Genomic DNA, 15,213 nt, shown 5'->3' with positions numbered 1-15,213 from the left:
ATCCATAGGTGCGGGTGCAACGCCGATTGAGCCGACGGCGTGCGCCCTCGCCAGGCGGGGAGTCTCGGACATTTCGTGAATGCTGATCAAGCGCGCGGGGGCCGACATAGGCATATTACGTATTGGCGAGATCAGGCCCCGATATAGGGTTCGAAAAGGAATGTCCGGTGCCCGATGTTCAACGCGACTCTGCGGGAGATGACCATGTCGGATTTCAAGGCTGCGATCGGCTCAACAACGAGCACGGGCGCACCGGCGTCCAGCGACCGCAATTCGCTCACGATCGGTCCCGACGGCCCGATCGTTCTGCACGACGTGCATTTCCTCGAGCAGATGGCACATTTCAACAGGGAGAAAGTCCCCGAGCGTCAGCCGCACGCGAAAGGCTCAGGCGCGTTCGGCGTCTTCGACACGACAGAGGACGTCTCGGCCTACACGAGGGCGGCCCTCTTCCAGAAGGGGGCTTCGACCGAGATGCTCGCCCGCTTTTCGACTGTCGCCGGCGAGGCGGGCAGTCCCGACACATGGCGAGACGTGCGTGGCTTTTCGCTGAAGTTCTACACGAGCGACGGGAACTACGACCTGGTTGGCAACAACACCCCGGTTTTCTTCATCCGGGACACGATAAAGTTCCCCCATTTCATTCGCAGCCAGAAGCGGCTGCCGGACTCGGGCTTGCGCGACAACCACATGCAGTGGGATTTCTGGACGCTCAATCCCGAATCTGCACATCAGGTGACCTATCTGATGGGCGACCGCGGCCTGCCGCGTACTTGGCGTAATATGAACGGTTACGGCTCACATACTTATATGTGGATCAATGCCCAGGGCGACAGATTCTGGGTGAAGTATCACTTCCACAGCAACCAGGGCTTGGAGAGTTTCACGAACGCCGAGGCCGCCGCCATGGCTGGCGCGGACGCCGATTTTCATCGTCGCGACCTGTTCGAAGCGATCGTCCGCGGCGAGCATCCGAGCTGGACGCTGTCCGTGCAGATCATGCCTTATGCGGAAGCAAGAACCTACAGGATCAACCCGTTCGACCTGACCAAGACCTGGTCCCACGACGATTATCCGCTGATCCGGGTCGGCACGATGACGCTCAATCGCAATCCGGAAAATTTCTTCGCGCAGATCGAGCAGGCGGCCTTTTCACCCGGCAACACCGTGCCCGGGATTGGGCTCTCGCCCGACAAGATGCTGCTCGGCCGGGCGTTTGCCTATAATGACGCGCAACGAAGCCGCATCGGCGTGAACTTTCATCAACTCCCGGTCAACCAGGCGCGCGTGCCGGTCAACAGCTATATGTTCGACGGACATATGGCCTATCATCACAGCGGCAACGCGCCGGTCTATGCGCCCAACAGCGGGGGTCGTTCCTGGGCGGACGAGACGGGTCCCGTAGCTGACGGTTGGGAAGCTGACGGAGAGATGGTCCGCAGCGCCTATACCCTGCGTCCCGACGACGACGACTTCACACAGGCGGGCGTTCTCGTGCGGCAGGTTTTCGATGATGCGCAGCGCGGCAGGCTCATCGAGACGGTCGCCGGCAGCCTGCTCGGCGGCGTGCGCTCTCCGGTGCTCGAACGGGCAATCGATTACTGGAAGAGCATCGACGCTGACGTCGGCCGCACAATCGAGGAGCGTGTTCGCGCGGGCAACGCACCGGCGCCTGCTCAGGGAATGGGGGAGGGTTCGGAACGGCATCCAGAACTCGAGGCCTCCTGAAACCTCGGGGAACCGTCGCAGCAATCCGCCCGCTCAGCGAGCGGATTGCTGCGAGCGTGACCAGATCTGTCAGCTGATTCGGGCCCACTCGACAGGTCGCTCCAGCAAGAGGACGGCTATGGTTCCAAGCGGTTGCTTATGGCGCTCTCAACTCGTCTTCCAGTATCAGGACATTATCAACAGCGTGTTTGCGCCAGCGCAAACAATACGTTCGAGCCGAAGAGCCATGAAGCGCATGCTACGGCTCGGTATCCGGCTTGATGTGGTTAATAAGACCAACTTGGTCTAAATTTTCTATCCTGTCTCTGCCCCGCTTAGGATTCGATTAAGCTCGCTCGCGCTAAAGGATGTCTTTACTGACGAACCGGATTTCCTGGGGCCGCGATTGATGCTTAGTAAATTGTTGGTCCTGGAAAACACTATACTTGAAGCGATCGCGACAGGCGCCGACCTCTCGACGACGTTTGCTTGCCTCTCCGAGAAAATAGAGATGGTGCTGCCGATGAGTCGCTGTTCAGTGCTGCTTGTCGATCCGAACGGCTCGGTCGACGGCACCCGGATGTCACATCTCGCCGAGGATTACCGAGAAGCTCATTGCCGGGAGGTCATCGCTCCTATCTTGAGATCATGGGTCGCCACGGGGCGTCGCGGTTCTTCGATCGTTCCGGGCGATATCCCACGCTTGCCGGAGTCGTGCGGTGCCGACGCTGGTGCGCTGCACGAACTGCAGAGCTACTGGCTCGCGCCAATCTGTGCGGCGAGCGGCGGTCTTCTTGGTGCCGTGGCTCTCCTGCGTCTCGACCGCCGGGGTCCGACCGATACAGAACAACGCGTCCTTGAAGCCTGTGCCCGCCTCTGCGCAATCGCGCTCGAACGGCACGAACGGGCGGTCGAACGAGAACGGCGGGCAAATGTCGATGCGTTGACACTGCTCGACAATCGATTTGCATTCAATCAGATGCTCTCCCTACTTCCATGCGACGCCCCTGGCACATGGGGTCTGCTGATCGTCGACCTGGACAATCTGAAGGTAGTGAACGACACGTTCGGCCATCATGCGGGCGACTGTCTGCTACAGGCCGTCGCAGCGCGCACGTCGGCCGCTTCATCGCCCGAGAAAGTGTTTCGCATAGGCGGGGACGAATTTGCGATCATCGTCCAGTCCAGCGATTCCCTTCGGGATCTGGACGCTTTTGCCGGCGAAATACTCAGTGCCCTCAGCGATGGCGTTCCCTGCCGCGGTCACATGCTCGTTCCGGAGGCTACGATCGGTGGTGCCGTGCTCAGCCCAGGGGATCAGGCCGCCGAAACCGTGCGGAGAAATGCCGACTTTGCACTCTATCATGCCAAGGAGACCGGGCGCGGCGGCTTTGTACGGTATTGGCCGGGACTTGAAACCCGCATCACGCACCGTCTTTCGGCCATCCGGGATCTGAGTGCCGCCCTCGAGGAAAATCGGATCGAACCACATTACCAGCCCATCGTGCGCCTCGGCACGGATCAGATCGTCGCACTGGAGGCACTCGCCCGGCTGCGCACCACGGCCGGACGGATAGTGGCAGCGAGTCAGTTCCGCGAAGCCCTGTCCGACGGACAACTCGCGTCGGCACTCACCGAGCGTATGCTGAGCCTGATCGCGGAAGACATCCGAACATGGCAGGATCTCGAAATTCCGATCGATCATGTCAGCATCAATATCGCTGCGGCCGACCTTTACGGTGGCCGCCTCGAGGAGCAGCTCCTGGATTCCTTCGAGCGGCGCGGCGTCGCTCTGGGAAAGCTGGTCCTGGAGATTTCCGAGACCATTGCCCCCGTCCGGCACCATCGGCTGGTACCCAAGCGTATCGCCGCGTTGCGGCAATTTGGCCTGCGGATCGCACTCGACGATTTCGGAGGGGGTAGCGCCTCTTTGACGCAGCTGCTCACGGAGCCGATCGACGGGCTCAAGTTGGACAGGGGTTTGATCGAGCGGTTCTGTGCCGAGCCGGAAACCGGCGCTGTGCTCGAGGCGCTGCTGCTGGTTGCAGGCAGGCTTGGCATCGCTGTGGTGGCGCAGGGTATTGAAACCGAAGAGCAGGCTTCGGCGCTCAGCCGGCTGGGCTTTGAGCATGGCCAGGGATACCTCTTCTCCCAACCCCTGGACCGCGGGGCTGCCACATCGTTGCTGCGGAACCGCGCGGACGCGGTCGCCGGAACCCTGGCTTCAGCCGGGGCCCGCCGAGTCTCGCGCTGATCGCGCATTGCTCTCAGCACACAGCATCGTCTCCCACGGATGCCGGTGCCGATCTGCCCGGTTCGGGCGCGCGTTAGGCCCCTGGCAAGGCTGGCCATCGAACCGACCGTCCTCGATGGGTAATCGCCAAGAGAGCGCGAACATCGGCGAGAGTGTCGCACACGAGAATCCCACCATCCTCATGCCTTCTTGTCGGACTCAGGGTATGAACGGGAATTCCATGGCGGGATCGGTTGTCTCGTCACAAGTCACAGAAGCGGCCCCTTTTTGCAAGGCGCAGAGGAGGGGCAACAGATTCTCGGCGCTTCCGCCTGCGAGGAATCCCGTCCGTGGTCCCTCCCTTGTGTACCTAAAAAAGGGTCCGAGGCGCGATCCGCCGTGTCTCTCTATGTCGCCCTTCATTGAGGCAGAAGCGGCGGTCGTGCGAACGGGCTAAATGCTTCTCCTTGCGCGAGCCCATGTCTCCTCGGCGCGGTCCGCAGCGGGTCTGCCACGTATCCGCCTAAGCGAAGCTTTTCCGGAACCAATGGAAAGCTCGCTCGACGTTCCGGGAGCGCCTCAGCTTCCATCGTAGATTGTCGGCTTCGGCAGCGCACCGTAACGCTCGACGGCGATCCTCTCGCAAATCGCACCAGCCTTTGCGCGGACGTCCGAGAGATGACCTTCGATGATGTCTTTCGGCAGATCTTCGACGATGCCTCCGATGTGCAGATAATCCGCCGAATGCATCGAAAAGGCGCGGAAAAGATATAGGGTGGCGAGTTCGCGCAGCGATTGGATTTGGCCCTGCTCGTGAAGCCATTCCTCTGGAGCGCCCGACGTCGTTATCGACACCATGTGGCCAGCGGTGAGTGGACCCTCCGCCGCCCTATGCTGGACCTGCTGAGGGGTCACGCCGGCACCGACCACTCGGTCGATATAGCCCTTGAGGATCGCCGGCGGCATGCCAAACCAAATAGGATAGACGAGGGCGATCACGTCGCTGCCGGACAGCGCGTCGAGCTCAGCGCGAACGTCCGTCGCAAGCTTCGTGCCTCGCTTATCGGGTCGCTCCGAATTCTTGAGACGTGGATCAAAGCCCATCGCATAGAGATCCCGCACCGAAGCCTCCTGCCCGAAGGCGATCACGGCGTCGCAATAGGCGCGGGCGATCGTCGCGTTGAAGCTGTCTGGATCGGGGTGAGCAAGGACAACCACATGGCGCGCCCTTCGCTTGTCAGTGCCATCCATCGGAAACGCTCCTCTGGCCAGGTCCCTAGGGGATCCGAACACGGCGCGCGCCTCGGGAATCTACGCAGTCTCGCCGGAATATACATTGGGAAGCGATGCGCCGCGCAGACTTTCCAAAGGCCGCTGACCGGGGAGGATCATTGCTTTGCGATAATGGCCATGATCAGGCGTCATCCTGAGCTATGACTTCTTTCGAGGCGGGCGTGGTGGGGCCGATCTAGGCCCTCGCGAGCGTCGGACGCCGCGACGCGGCTGCGCTTCGGCCTGCGCTCGAGCCTCGGCGACGACCTGCCGAAGACCATGCAATTGATCCACGAGGTGAAGCACGATGTCGATGCCCTCGTCGTTTACGCCGAAATCATGCTTGAGATCGCGAATGAGACGTGCGCGGGCCGCGTCCATATCGGACAGAATGATCGTCGCGGACCGCTGCTCGGCGATAATCCATTCGCGTTCGATCCACAGTTCCAGCGAACGGAGGTCGATGCCCGAGCGCGCCAGGAATTCGTCCAGATCGATCATCGCCCTGCCTCACGAGGATTGAAGCTCTTTCCGGCTTCCCAGTTCGAGACGAACTGTTCGAGGTCGGGATCCGCCGGCTTGGGAAGCATGATTCTGAGCTTGACGAACTCATCCCCGCGGCCGCCGCCGGGCAGGGGCGCGCCCTTGCCCCTCAGGCGCAGCGTGCTGCCGCTGTTTGAGCCTGCGGGGACCGTCATCGTCACATCCCCGGTGGGCGTCGGCACGCGGATTTTGCCGCCGAGGACCGCTTCGCTCAACGAGATGGGCACCTCGATCGTGATGTCGTCGCCATCGCGGATGAACCGGGGATCCGATCGGACCTCGATCTCAATGAACGCGTCTCCAGGGCCGCCCTTGCCGGTGCCCGGCGCGCCTTTGCCTTTTAGCCGCAGGGACTGGCCATCGACGATACCGGCCGGGATCGTCACGTCGAGCGTGCCGCCGGAAGGGAGGGTGACGCGTTGCGGACCGCCGGTAATGGACTCCACGAAGCTGATCGAAAGACGGTAGTGCAGGTCCTGACCGCGGCGATTGGCGCGTGCCTGCGTGCTCCGCCGGAACAGATCTGCAAATGGATCATCGCCCGCTGCAAAATCCTCGAAGCCCGCGCTGCTCGCATAACGGCCGAAGTCCGATCCGGCATAATCACGATAATATTGCTGCTGAGGCCGCTCGGTACCGGTCTCGTCGATTTCGCCCGCGTCATAGCGCTTGCGTTTCTCGGCGTTGCTCAGCAGATCGTATGCGCCCGCGACCTTCTTGAACTTCTCCTCGGCCGACGCATCGCCTGGGTTAAGGTCTGGATGGAGTTTCTTCGCGAGCTTGCGATAGGCTTTCTGGATGTCATCCGCAGTGGCGGACGTCGCGACGCCGAGAACTTCGTATGGATCGCTCACCTGTCACCCCTCCCGGCCGCGCCCGTGACGGACCTGGAAGCTTCGCCAAATTTGGTCGCCATTTTTCTGTCCGGACCGCCGGTTCTATCGGCGCAAGAAACTGTGCGGATGCCGGCGCCGATTGCAAGTCCGGCGTTACGGGTACGGCCGTCCACCGCGATATTCAACTAACCTTCAGCGCAAGTGCGCCGTCGCTCTCATCGATATGGACCGTCGCTCCATCGCGGATTTCGCCTTGAAGAATCAGGTCCGCGAGCGGATCCTGCAAGAAACGCTGGACCGCGCGCTTCAATGGCCGCGCGCCATAGACCGGATCATAGCCGACCCGACCAAGCCACGCGCGCGCCGCGTCGGTAAGATCGAGCGTAATTTTGCGGTCCTGGAGCAGCTTGCCCACCCGGGCGACCTGGATGTCGACGATGGGCGCCATATGGTCGGCCGCGAGCCGATGGAACAGGATGATCTCGTCGAGGCGGTTGAGGAATTCCGGGCGAAAATGGCCGCGGACGATTTCCATCACCTGCTCCTCGACCTTCTCGACCGGCTCATTGTCGGCGAGGGCCGCGATATACTGGCTGCCCAGGTTGCTGGTGAGCACGATAATCGTGTTGGTGAAGTCGACGGTGCGGCCCTGACCATCGGTCAGCCTCCCGTCGTCGAGCACCTGGAGAAGTATGTTGAACACGTCGCCATGCGCTTTCTCCACCTCGTCGAACAGGACGACCTGGTACGGCCGGCGGCGGACCGCCTCGGTCAGCACGCCGCCTTCTTCATAGCCGACATAGCCCGGAGGCGCGCCGATCAGGCGGGCGACCGAGTGCTTCTCCATGAACTCGCTCATGTCGATGCGGACCATCGCGTTGTCGTCGTCGAACAGGAAACCCGCGAGCGCCTTGGTAAGCTCGGTCTTGCCCACGCCGGTTGGACCCAGAAACAGGAATGAGCCCAAGGGCCGGTTAGGATCCTGCAGACCGGCGCGCGCGCGGCGCACGGCGGTCGACACGGCCCGGACCGCATCGGCCTGGCCGATGACGCGCTTGCCGATCGTCTCTTCCATGGCGAGCAGCTTCTCGCGCTCGCCGGTCATCATACGCTCGACCGGAATGCCGGTCCAGCGCGCGACGACACCGGCAATATCCTCGCTGGTCACTTCCTCGCGAAGCATTGCGCCCTCGGTCGCGCCCTCTGCATCAGCCAGCTCCTTTTCGAGGGTCGGGATAGTGCCATATTGCAGCTCGCCCGCCTTCGCGAGGTCGCCCGAGCGCTGCGCCTGCTCGAGTTCGATCCGTGCGGCGTCGAGTTTTTCCTTGATCCGGCTCTCGCCCGCGATCTTCTCCTTCTCGGCTTGCCAGCGCGACGTCAGCTCGGCCGATTGCTGTTCGAGATTGGCGAGATCCTGCTCGAGCGCCGCCAGTCGGTCCTTGGACGCCTTGTCGGTCTCCTTCTTCAGCGCCTCCCGCTCGATCTTGAGCTGGATGATGCGCCGGTCGAGATTCTCGATCTCCTCGGGCTTGGACTCGACTTCCATGCGCAATCGCGAGGCAGCCTCATCCATGAGGTCGATCGCCTTGTCCGGCAGGAAGCGGTCGCTGATATACCGGTGGGAGAGCGTCGCCGCCGAGACCAGCGCGCTGTCGGTGATGCGCACGCCATGGTGCAGCTCATATTTCTCCTTGAGCCCGCGCAGGATCGAGATCGTGTCCTCGACGGTCGGCTCGCCGACGAAGACGGGCTGGAAGCGCCGCTGCAGCGCCGGGTCCTTTTCGACATGCTTGCGATACTCGTCGAGCGTGGTCGCGCCGATGCAATGCAGCTCGCCGCGGGCGAGGGCGGGCTTGAGCAGGTTGGAGGCGTCCATAGCACCTTCCGACTTTCCCGCGCCGATCAGCGTGTGCATCTCGTCGATGAAGAGGACGATATGACCCTCCGCAGCCTTTACCTCATCGAGCACGCCCTTCAGCCGCTCCTCGAATTCGCCGCGATATTTGGCTCCCGCGATCAGGCTGCCCATGTCGAGCGCCATGAGCGCTCGGTCCTTGAGCGTGTCGGGCACGTCGCCATTGGCGATGCGCAGCGCAAGGCCTTCGGCGATCGCCGTCTTGCCGACGCCGGGCTCGCCGATAAGCACCGGATTATTCTTGGTGCGCCGCGCAAGGATCTGGATAGTGCGGCGAATCTCTTCGTCGCGGCCGATGACCGGGTCGAGCTTTCCGTCGCGCGCCGCTTCGGTGAGGTCGCGCGCGAATTTCTTCAGCGCGTCGTAGCGGTCCTCGGCCGAGGCGGTGTCGGCGGTCTTGCCCTTGCGCAGCGCGTTGATCGCTGCATTCAGAGCCTCGGGCTTCACGCCCGCCGCCGCCAGCGCCTTGCCCGCCGCCGTGCCTGAGACCAGCGCCAGTGCGAGCAACAGCCGCTCGACCGTAACATAGCTGTCGCCCCCTTTCTGCGCGATTTGCTCCGCCTGGTCGAGCATACGCACAGCGTCATTGTCGAGGCTCGGCGCGGCCTGGGCGCCGCTACCCGAAACAGACGGCACTTTTGCGAGCGCAATATCGGTCTCGCGCGTCGCGACTGCGGGGTCGCCCCCCGCCGCTTTGATCAGGCCGGACGCCATACCCTGCTCATCATCGAGCAGTGCCTTCAACAGATGTTCCGGGCTGATCCGCTGATGGCTCATCCGTATCGCGACGGTTTGCGCGCTCTGGAGAAAACCCTTGGCGCGATCGGTGAATTTTTCGAGATTCATTGGTTCCTCATATTTCCGTTTGGCAGGCGTACCGATTACCGCTCAGCGCGTTGCCTGGTCTCCGCCCGACCGAATGTTGGCAGAACACCAGCCAGCACGGCTCAAACGCGGTCGGCACAGGCGCGATTCGCTTGATCGGGAAGCCCGGAATTTCGTGGCATAGCTCGTTTCCCCCATGATCGCGGACCAGGTCCTCGGCGCTTATCCTTCGATCCCACGGATCGGAATATACGGGATTATCCGGTGCGCGCGGGAAGCGACTGCGGGCCAGCTGACGACGATATCTCCACGCCCAAGATGGGAGAATGCGATCGCAATCGGCATCGTCCTCTTTCACACCGCCGCGACGTAGGGCCCTTCCGCGATGAGCGATCGGTGGCTGGGCGATCGAGAGCAAGCGTGACGATTTCGCTATCTACCCGAGTTCGCGATGCGCCGGGAGGGCAACATGACGACCATCCGCCCGCCTCGCAAGCAACGGGGAGACAAATGGCGAAACCTATCCCTGCGACGATCACCTGCTCATGCAGCGGCTTTAGCCGCCTTGGCGGCGATCAAGACTTTAGATCCCCGTTTGGCTTGCCCTCTCGCTGCATCCTTCCGGTCAGCAGTCGCGCGCCGCGCCCGTAGGTGAACCACGCCCAGGACCAGTTCACGTAGACGAGCAAGCGGCTGCGAAAGTCGACCAGCAGCATCAGGTGCACCAGCGACCAAGCTAGCCAGGCGAGAAATCCTTTCAGCCTCAACCCACCCAGTACAGCCACTGCGCGGGAACGGCCGATCACCGCCATGGTGCCGTAATCGCGATAGCGGAACGCTTCAGGTTCGCGACGCCGCGCTATACGTGCGGCCAGCAATCGACCGACAAAAGCGCCCTGCTGCTTGGCGACGGGAGCGAGACCTGGCAACGGACGGCCGCCGCCGTGATCAAAGCTGGCAACGTCCCCAATTGCGAAGATCTCCGGGTGCCCCGGCACGGAGCAATCGGCGGCGACCTTCACCGCTCCGTTGGGAGCCGCAGCCGCAGCGAGCCATCGGGCGACGGGCCGTGCCTCTGTTCCGGCGCACCAGAGCACGGCGCCGGTGTTGATCCGTTCGTCTCCCAGCATGAGTCCCGTGGCGTCGATCGCCTGAACGGCCTTGCCGGTCCGCACCTCTACTCCGAGCGTGGCCAGGGCCTCGGCCGCATAGGCAGAAAGCGACGGGTCAAAGGCAGCCAGCAGTCGCGGGCCCGCCTCGCACAGCACCACACGGGTCTTGCGCGGGTCGATGCAAGTGAAATCGCGCGCAAGTGTGGTGCGGGCGAGCTCGGCGATCGTGCCCGCCAGCTCAACACCCGTCGGCCCGCCGCCCACTATCGCAAATGTCAGCAGACGCCGTACCTCGGCCGGATCGCCGGACTGCTCAGCCCGTTCGAACGCCGCAAGGAGTCGCGCGCGAATGGTGAGCGCATCGTCCAGCGATTTGAGAACAAGGCTATACGGGCGCCATGCCTCGTTCCCGAAGAAGCTGTAGGCGGCGCCGGTCGCGAGAACGAGATAGTCGTAGGACAAGCGCCTTTCGTCATCCAGGAGCACCTCGCGCGCGGCGACGTCGACACCCAGCACCTCCGCCATTTGCACATGGATGTTGGGATTGCCCCGCAGCAGCACGCGGTTGGCCGTCGCGATATCGGCCGGCGACAGCGCGGCCGTGGCAACCTGATAGAGTAGTGGCTGGAACAGGTGATGGTTGGTACGATCGACCAGTGTCACCTGTGCAGGGCTGCGCCGCAGCGCTTTCGCGGCCGCCATCCCGCCGAAACCGGCACCAACGATGACAATTCTGACTTTATCCGGCATTATGCCTCCAGGCTATCGTTGCCAATCATTTGACGAGTAGCGCGAGGGCCGGGATCATTGTTCCCTGCAATGCGAAGCGCCACTGGCGCACGCTCTTCGATCTGCTGCTGGACGGCGTGCTCCATTGGCCACGGCGCGCAGAACGTCGTAGGCCTGATCCCATGTCTTGCCGGGGCCGTTGAGGCGTGAGGTGCAAGGCGGGCCCGTACTGAGAGGAAGGTGCTCATGGCAGGAAAGCGTTTCGGGGTCGGCATCGTCGGACTCCAGCCGGGCCGAAGTTGGGCGGCCATCGCGCATGTTCCGGCGCTTCGCGCGTTGCCTAACGATTATGAGATCGTCGGCATCGCCAACACTAGCCGCGAAAGCGCCGAGAAAGCAGCCGCCGCGATGGAGATCGACCGCGCATTCGCGGACGTTCCCGAGCTGGTCACCGCGCCGGAGGTCGACGTCGTCACCGTTACGGTGAAGGTGCCCCATCATTTCGAGATCGTGAAGGCGGCGATCGACGCCGGCAAACATGTCTACTGCGAATGGCCGCTCGGCAATGGACTGGCCGAGGCTGAAGAACTTGCCCGGCTGGCGCGGGCGAAGGGTGTTCTCGGCGTGGTCGGAACGCAGGCGCGGGTCGCACCGGAGATCGTCCATCTGCGCCGGCTGATCGAGGAAGGTTTCGTCGGCGAGGTGCTGTCGACGACGCTGGTCGCATGGGGCGGCGGCTGGGGCGGATCGATTCCGGTCAAACAAACCGGCGCGTATCTGCTCGACCGCGCCAACGGCGCCACCCTGCTAACAATCCCGCTGGGCCATACGTTGGCAGCGCTCCGCGATGCGCTGGGTGAGATTTCGGAGCTCTCCTCCGTCCTCGCGACGCGGCGGACAACGGCGATCGCGCTCGACACCGGCGAAACGCTGCCAGTTACTGCGCCGGATCAAGTGCTTGTGAGCGGCATCCTGGAAAGCGGCGCACCTGTTTCGATTCATTATCGCGGCGGCTCTGCGCGGGATGGCCGCGGCCTGCTCTGGGAGATCAATGGCACTGAGGGCGATATCCGCGTGACGGGCTCGTCAGGCCATGCGCAGATGGTCCAGCTCTCCCTCGCGGGCGGACGTGGCGACGAAAAGGAACTGAAACCGATCGAGGTGCCGGCTGATCTGCGCACAGGTTGGCCGGACGATGTCGTGCCCGGCAATGTGGCCCGGGTTTATGCCCGTATGGCGAAGGACCTGCGCGATGGCACCCGCACCGCGCCCCCATTTGACGATGCGGTCGCCGTACATCGGATCATCGCTGCGATCGAGGACGCCGCGCAATCTTAGCGGGCACATGATGCGAGGATCGGCCAACGGCGATGCCGAAACCATCATCTGTCCACCGCGTGAGAAATCGTGAGCCGGCCAGTAATTGGAGTGCGCGAGCCTTTTCGCTTTCAACATGTCGACCGGGAACGCGTTTTCTCGATCACATGTCAGGGCGTGACGGCGTAGAGCATCGAGCCGAATGGAACGGCGGCGCGGCACTCTAAGCTGGCCGATTGGCTCTGGCGTCCCTGGTATGGCAAGCTTCGGTGGACCTCGATCGCCGTTTGGTGGATTGGAATGGCGGTAGCCACGAGGTTTGAGCCGCCGGCTGCGTTCTATGACAGCGCTTTGGCCGGATTTCTCAACGTGCGCTCTGGAACTCCGGGCGCCGCTTTACGGGCTTCAGTCAGGACGACTTGACGCGATAGCTCTTCTCGATAATCCCGGCATCCTTGTCCGCGTTCACCAGCGCCGGACGGACCCATACGAGGCGTCCCGCTGCGAGGCGACGAATATGTCCTCGGCGTAAATGGGTTCGCCTCATCGCAGACTCGTAGCCGGGCTTGTCGGATTGCTCCCTGGATGCGACATCTCCCGAGACCGTTAGAACCTTATAGTCGTATAGAGGGAGTTTGCCCGACTTGGCGCGGGCCCGGGCGAGCTTTTCAGGCACGGGGACGTCCGCCTGCTCCACGTTCCCGCAATTGAGAACCGCGCAGAGCTGAGCGAGCATGATCTGTTCGTCCGAGATATTCCCTATCATCGCCGCCTTTATCCGATCGTCATCGAAACCAGCCTGGCGCATGGAATGAAGGAGCATCGGTTGCAGCGGCGCCAGGTAGCACCTCAGAGCCATCTTGGACATTGGCCTGCCTTCTTCCTGCACTTCGGCAAGATACTTGAGCGAGGCGGGTGTGTTGGGCTCCGAAAGCCGGTTATATGCCTCCTGCTCGTAAGGGAAATAGGACCCGCATCCGCTGATCTCCCATCGCTTTGCGGCATCGACATAGTATATCGCAATGACCAGCACCCCCTCCGAATGCGGCTCCGGCCTTTCAGCGCCAGGAAACTTCTTCAGCATTTCCGCCGCTGTCATCTCGACATAGAGCCCGATCCGCCTGGACGACGTTTCCTTGCCGCTCGCCAAACGATCCTCCGGTCGCGGTGGAAACGGAGCTTCGATGACCGTGATCGGATAAGGGAGCTTGATGAGATCAGCATGCTTCTGATCGAAGCTGGTGAGGTCCAGGAGTTCGCCATGGTCGGGCAAAATGAACTTCACCGCCGTGTCGAGGATATCCAGCACCCAATAGACGTTGGGCTCGGGCGGAATACCCTTATTGGACAGCTCGCGCTGCTGCCGGCGAATATTCTCGATCGCATGGGTGGTATAGTTGAGACGGTCGATCATGCTGTCTGTCCTGATAGGGCGCGGCCGAGAGTCTGGGGTTCGGGACCGCTATACTCGGCCGGGCGGCAGTGGTTCGGTGCCTTCGCTTAGGATAGCGAGATAGCGCCGATAGCCGAACACCCGACCGCGGCGGCGGCCTGTGACCTCTTCCACGATCCCCAGGCGCTCGAGATCGGCAAGGGCAGCATTCACCGTAGGCGCCGTTAGCCCGGTGCGCCCTACAAGAAGATTTGCCGTGAGAAACGGATTCTGCTGGAAATGGTCGTGAACCCGAAGCGCGGAGCCCGCACGCTCACTCTCAGCGGCGATGCGATCGCGATCCTGCTTGAAGAGATCGACGATTCTGGCCGCGGCGTCGAAGGCCTGGTTGGCGGTTTCGGCAACGCCGTCCAGAAAAAATTCGAGCCACGCCTCCCACGCGCCCAGTTCTCTCACCTCCTGCAACAAGCGGTAATAATCCGGCCGGTGTGTCTTGAGATAGAGGCTGAGATAGAGAAGCGGCGAATGCAGAACGCCGTTGACACAAAGAAATAGCGTCACAAGCAGGCGACCAACCCGGCCATTGCCATCCAGAAACGGATGAATGGTTTCGAATTGCACATGCAGGAGGCCGGCTTTGATCAGTGCCGGCAACCGGGATCGGTCCTCGTGCAGAAAGGCCTCGAAAGAACCAAGGCATGCCTCCAACTCAGGCACAGGTGGTGGAACAAACTGGGCGTTGCCCGGCCGCGTTCCTCCGATCCAATTCTGTGAACGGCGAAATTCACCGGGGTCCTTCGTGCCGCCTCGACCACTGTCGAGCAATCGGGCGTGCATTTCCCGGATAAGTCGCAGCGACAGGGGGAACGTCTGCACGCGGTCCAGCCCGTACATAAGCGCATCGACATAGTTGGAGACCTCGCGGACGTCATCGATGGGCTGGCCAGCTTGCGCTTCTGCTTCAAAACGAAGTAGGTCTGTTAGCGTCGATTGCGTACCCTCGATCTGGGACGAGAGCACTGCTTCCTTTCGTACGTACATGTACAGGAAGAGCTCCTGCTTCGGCAGCAGCATCGTGATTCCATCTAGGCGACCAAGGGCTCGTTCTGCGAAACTCAAACGATCGAGCAACGCGAGTATGTCGATCGGTGGCTCGGGAGGCAGCGGCGGCGGAACGAACGCCCGCACGGTTTCGCCTCCGGCAATTGTCTCGACGAAGCGACCAAGGCGCTTGCTCAGATGGTCGGAGGAGGGCATCTAAACGTCATGCACGATCGGCTTTATTTAAGCAATGTGGCATTGACTTAATTAGCGCGTTAGCTTATGTAAGG

At 62.2% G+C, this 15,213-nt stretch carries 10 protein-coding genes; 3 read left to right on the top strand and 7 right to left on the bottom strand.

Annotated elements, in window-relative coordinates; translation table 11 throughout:
* Positions 1–204: 204 nt before the first annotated feature.
* Positions 205–1,728 carry a catalase gene (locus tag L3X40_RS07910; protein ID WP_237365137.1) on the top strand — a complete coding sequence of 508 codons (1,524 nt, stop codon included), beginning with the start codon at positions 205–207 and terminating at the stop codon, positions 1,726–1,728.
* A 388-nt stretch (positions 1,729–2,116) separates the two neighbouring features.
* Positions 2,117–3,961 carry a putative bifunctional diguanylate cyclase/phosphodiesterase gene (locus L3X40_RS07905; RefSeq protein WP_237365136.1) on the top strand — a complete coding sequence of 615 codons (1,845 nt, stop codon included), beginning with the start codon at positions 2,117–2,119 and terminating at the stop codon, positions 3,959–3,961.
* A gap of 558 nt (positions 3,962–4,519) precedes the next feature.
* Here the strand turns inward: L3X40_RS07905 and L3X40_RS07900 are convergent.
* The 5 genes from L3X40_RS07900 to L3X40_RS07880 all read right to left on the bottom strand — a co-directional run bounded on the left by L3X40_RS07900 (position 4,520) and on the right by L3X40_RS07880 (position 11,193).
* On the bottom strand, positions 4,520–5,191 hold the full coding sequence (locus tag L3X40_RS07900) for an NAD(P)H-dependent oxidoreductase (RefSeq protein ID WP_237365135.1): 672 nt from the start codon (positions 5,189–5,191) through the stop codon (positions 4,520–4,522).
* Positions 5,192–5,371: 180 nt separating this feature from the next.
* Positions 5,372–5,713 carry a chaperone modulator CbpM gene (locus L3X40_RS07895; RefSeq protein ID WP_066556698.1) on the bottom strand — a complete coding sequence of 114 codons (342 nt, stop codon included), beginning with the start codon at positions 5,711–5,713 and terminating at the stop codon, positions 5,372–5,374.
* A complete protein-coding gene (locus L3X40_RS07890; protein WP_066556703.1) occupies positions 5,710–6,609 on the bottom strand; it encodes a DnaJ C-terminal domain-containing protein in 900 nt (299 codons plus the stop codon). The genes L3X40_RS07895 and L3X40_RS07890 overlap by 4 nt, the downstream gene beginning before the upstream one ends.
* 163 nt (positions 6,610–6,772) lie before the next feature.
* Entirely contained in the window at positions 6,773–9,352 is a 2,580-nt protein-coding gene (gene clpB, locus L3X40_RS07885; RefSeq protein ID WP_066556704.1) for an ATP-dependent chaperone ClpB, read from the bottom strand.
* 554 nt (positions 9,353–9,906) lie between these two features.
* On the bottom strand, positions 9,907–11,193 hold the full coding sequence (locus tag L3X40_RS07880) for an NAD(P)/FAD-dependent oxidoreductase (RefSeq protein WP_237365134.1): 1,287 nt from the start codon (positions 11,191–11,193) through the stop codon (positions 9,907–9,909).
* Between the two features lie 225 nt (positions 11,194–11,418).
* On the opposite strand from L3X40_RS07880, the gene L3X40_RS07875 reads away from it, so the two are divergent.
* On the top strand, positions 11,419–12,510 hold the full coding sequence (locus L3X40_RS07875) for a Gfo/Idh/MocA family protein (RefSeq protein ID WP_066556712.1): 1,092 nt from the start codon (positions 11,419–11,421) through the stop codon (positions 12,508–12,510).
* A gap of 388 nt (positions 12,511–12,898) precedes the next feature.
* On the opposite strand, the gene L3X40_RS07870 is transcribed toward L3X40_RS07875, so the two are convergent.
* On the bottom strand, positions 12,899–13,903 hold the full coding sequence (locus tag L3X40_RS07870) for a hypothetical protein (protein WP_066556713.1): 1,005 nt from the start codon (positions 13,901–13,903) through the stop codon (positions 12,899–12,901).
* A 48-nt stretch (positions 13,904–13,951) separates the two neighbouring features.
* Positions 13,952–15,139 (bottom strand): Fic family protein, encoded by a 1,188-nt coding sequence (locus L3X40_RS07865; RefSeq protein WP_066556714.1) that lies wholly within the window; start codon positions 15,137–15,139, stop codon positions 13,952–13,954.
* Between the last annotated feature and the right edge of the window lie 74 nt (positions 15,140–15,213).

The sequence above is a fragment of the Rhizorhapis sp. SPR117 genome, assembly GCF_021742065.1.
The sequence above is the reverse complement of the archived record's forward strand: the minus strand, read 5'-3'. Positions and strand labels throughout refer to the sequence as shown.

Coding starts and splice junctions, on each gene's coding strand:
- L3X40_RS07910 (WP_237365137.1), top strand. CDS start 205: ATGTCGGATTTCAAGGCTGCGATCGGCTCAACAACGAGCACGGGCGCA.
- L3X40_RS07905 (WP_237365136.1), top strand. CDS start 2,117: ATGCTTAGTAAATTGTTGGTCCTGGAAAACACTATACTTGAAGCGATC.
- L3X40_RS07900 (WP_237365135.1), bottom strand. CDS start 5,191: ATGGATGGCACTGACAAGCGAAGGGCGCGCCATGTGGTTGTCCTTGCT.
- L3X40_RS07895 (WP_066556698.1), bottom strand. CDS start 5,713: ATGATCGATCTGGACGAATTCCTGGCGCGCTCGGGCATCGACCTCCGT.
- clpB (WP_066556704.1), bottom strand. CDS start 9,352: ATGAATCTCGAAAAATTCACCGATCGCGCCAAGGGTTTTCTCCAGAGC.
- L3X40_RS07880 (WP_237365134.1), bottom strand. CDS start 11,193: ATGCCGGATAAAGTCAGAATTGTCATCGTTGGTGCCGGTTTCGGCGGG.
- L3X40_RS07875 (WP_066556712.1), top strand. CDS start 11,419: ATGGCAGGAAAGCGTTTCGGGGTCGGCATCGTCGGACTCCAGCCGGGC.
- L3X40_RS07870 (WP_066556713.1), bottom strand. CDS start 13,903: ATGATCGACCGTCTCAACTATACCACCCATGCGATCGAGAATATTCGC.
- L3X40_RS07865 (WP_066556714.1), bottom strand. CDS start 15,139: ATGCCCTCCTCCGACCATCTGAGCAAGCGCCTTGGTCGCTTCGTCGAG.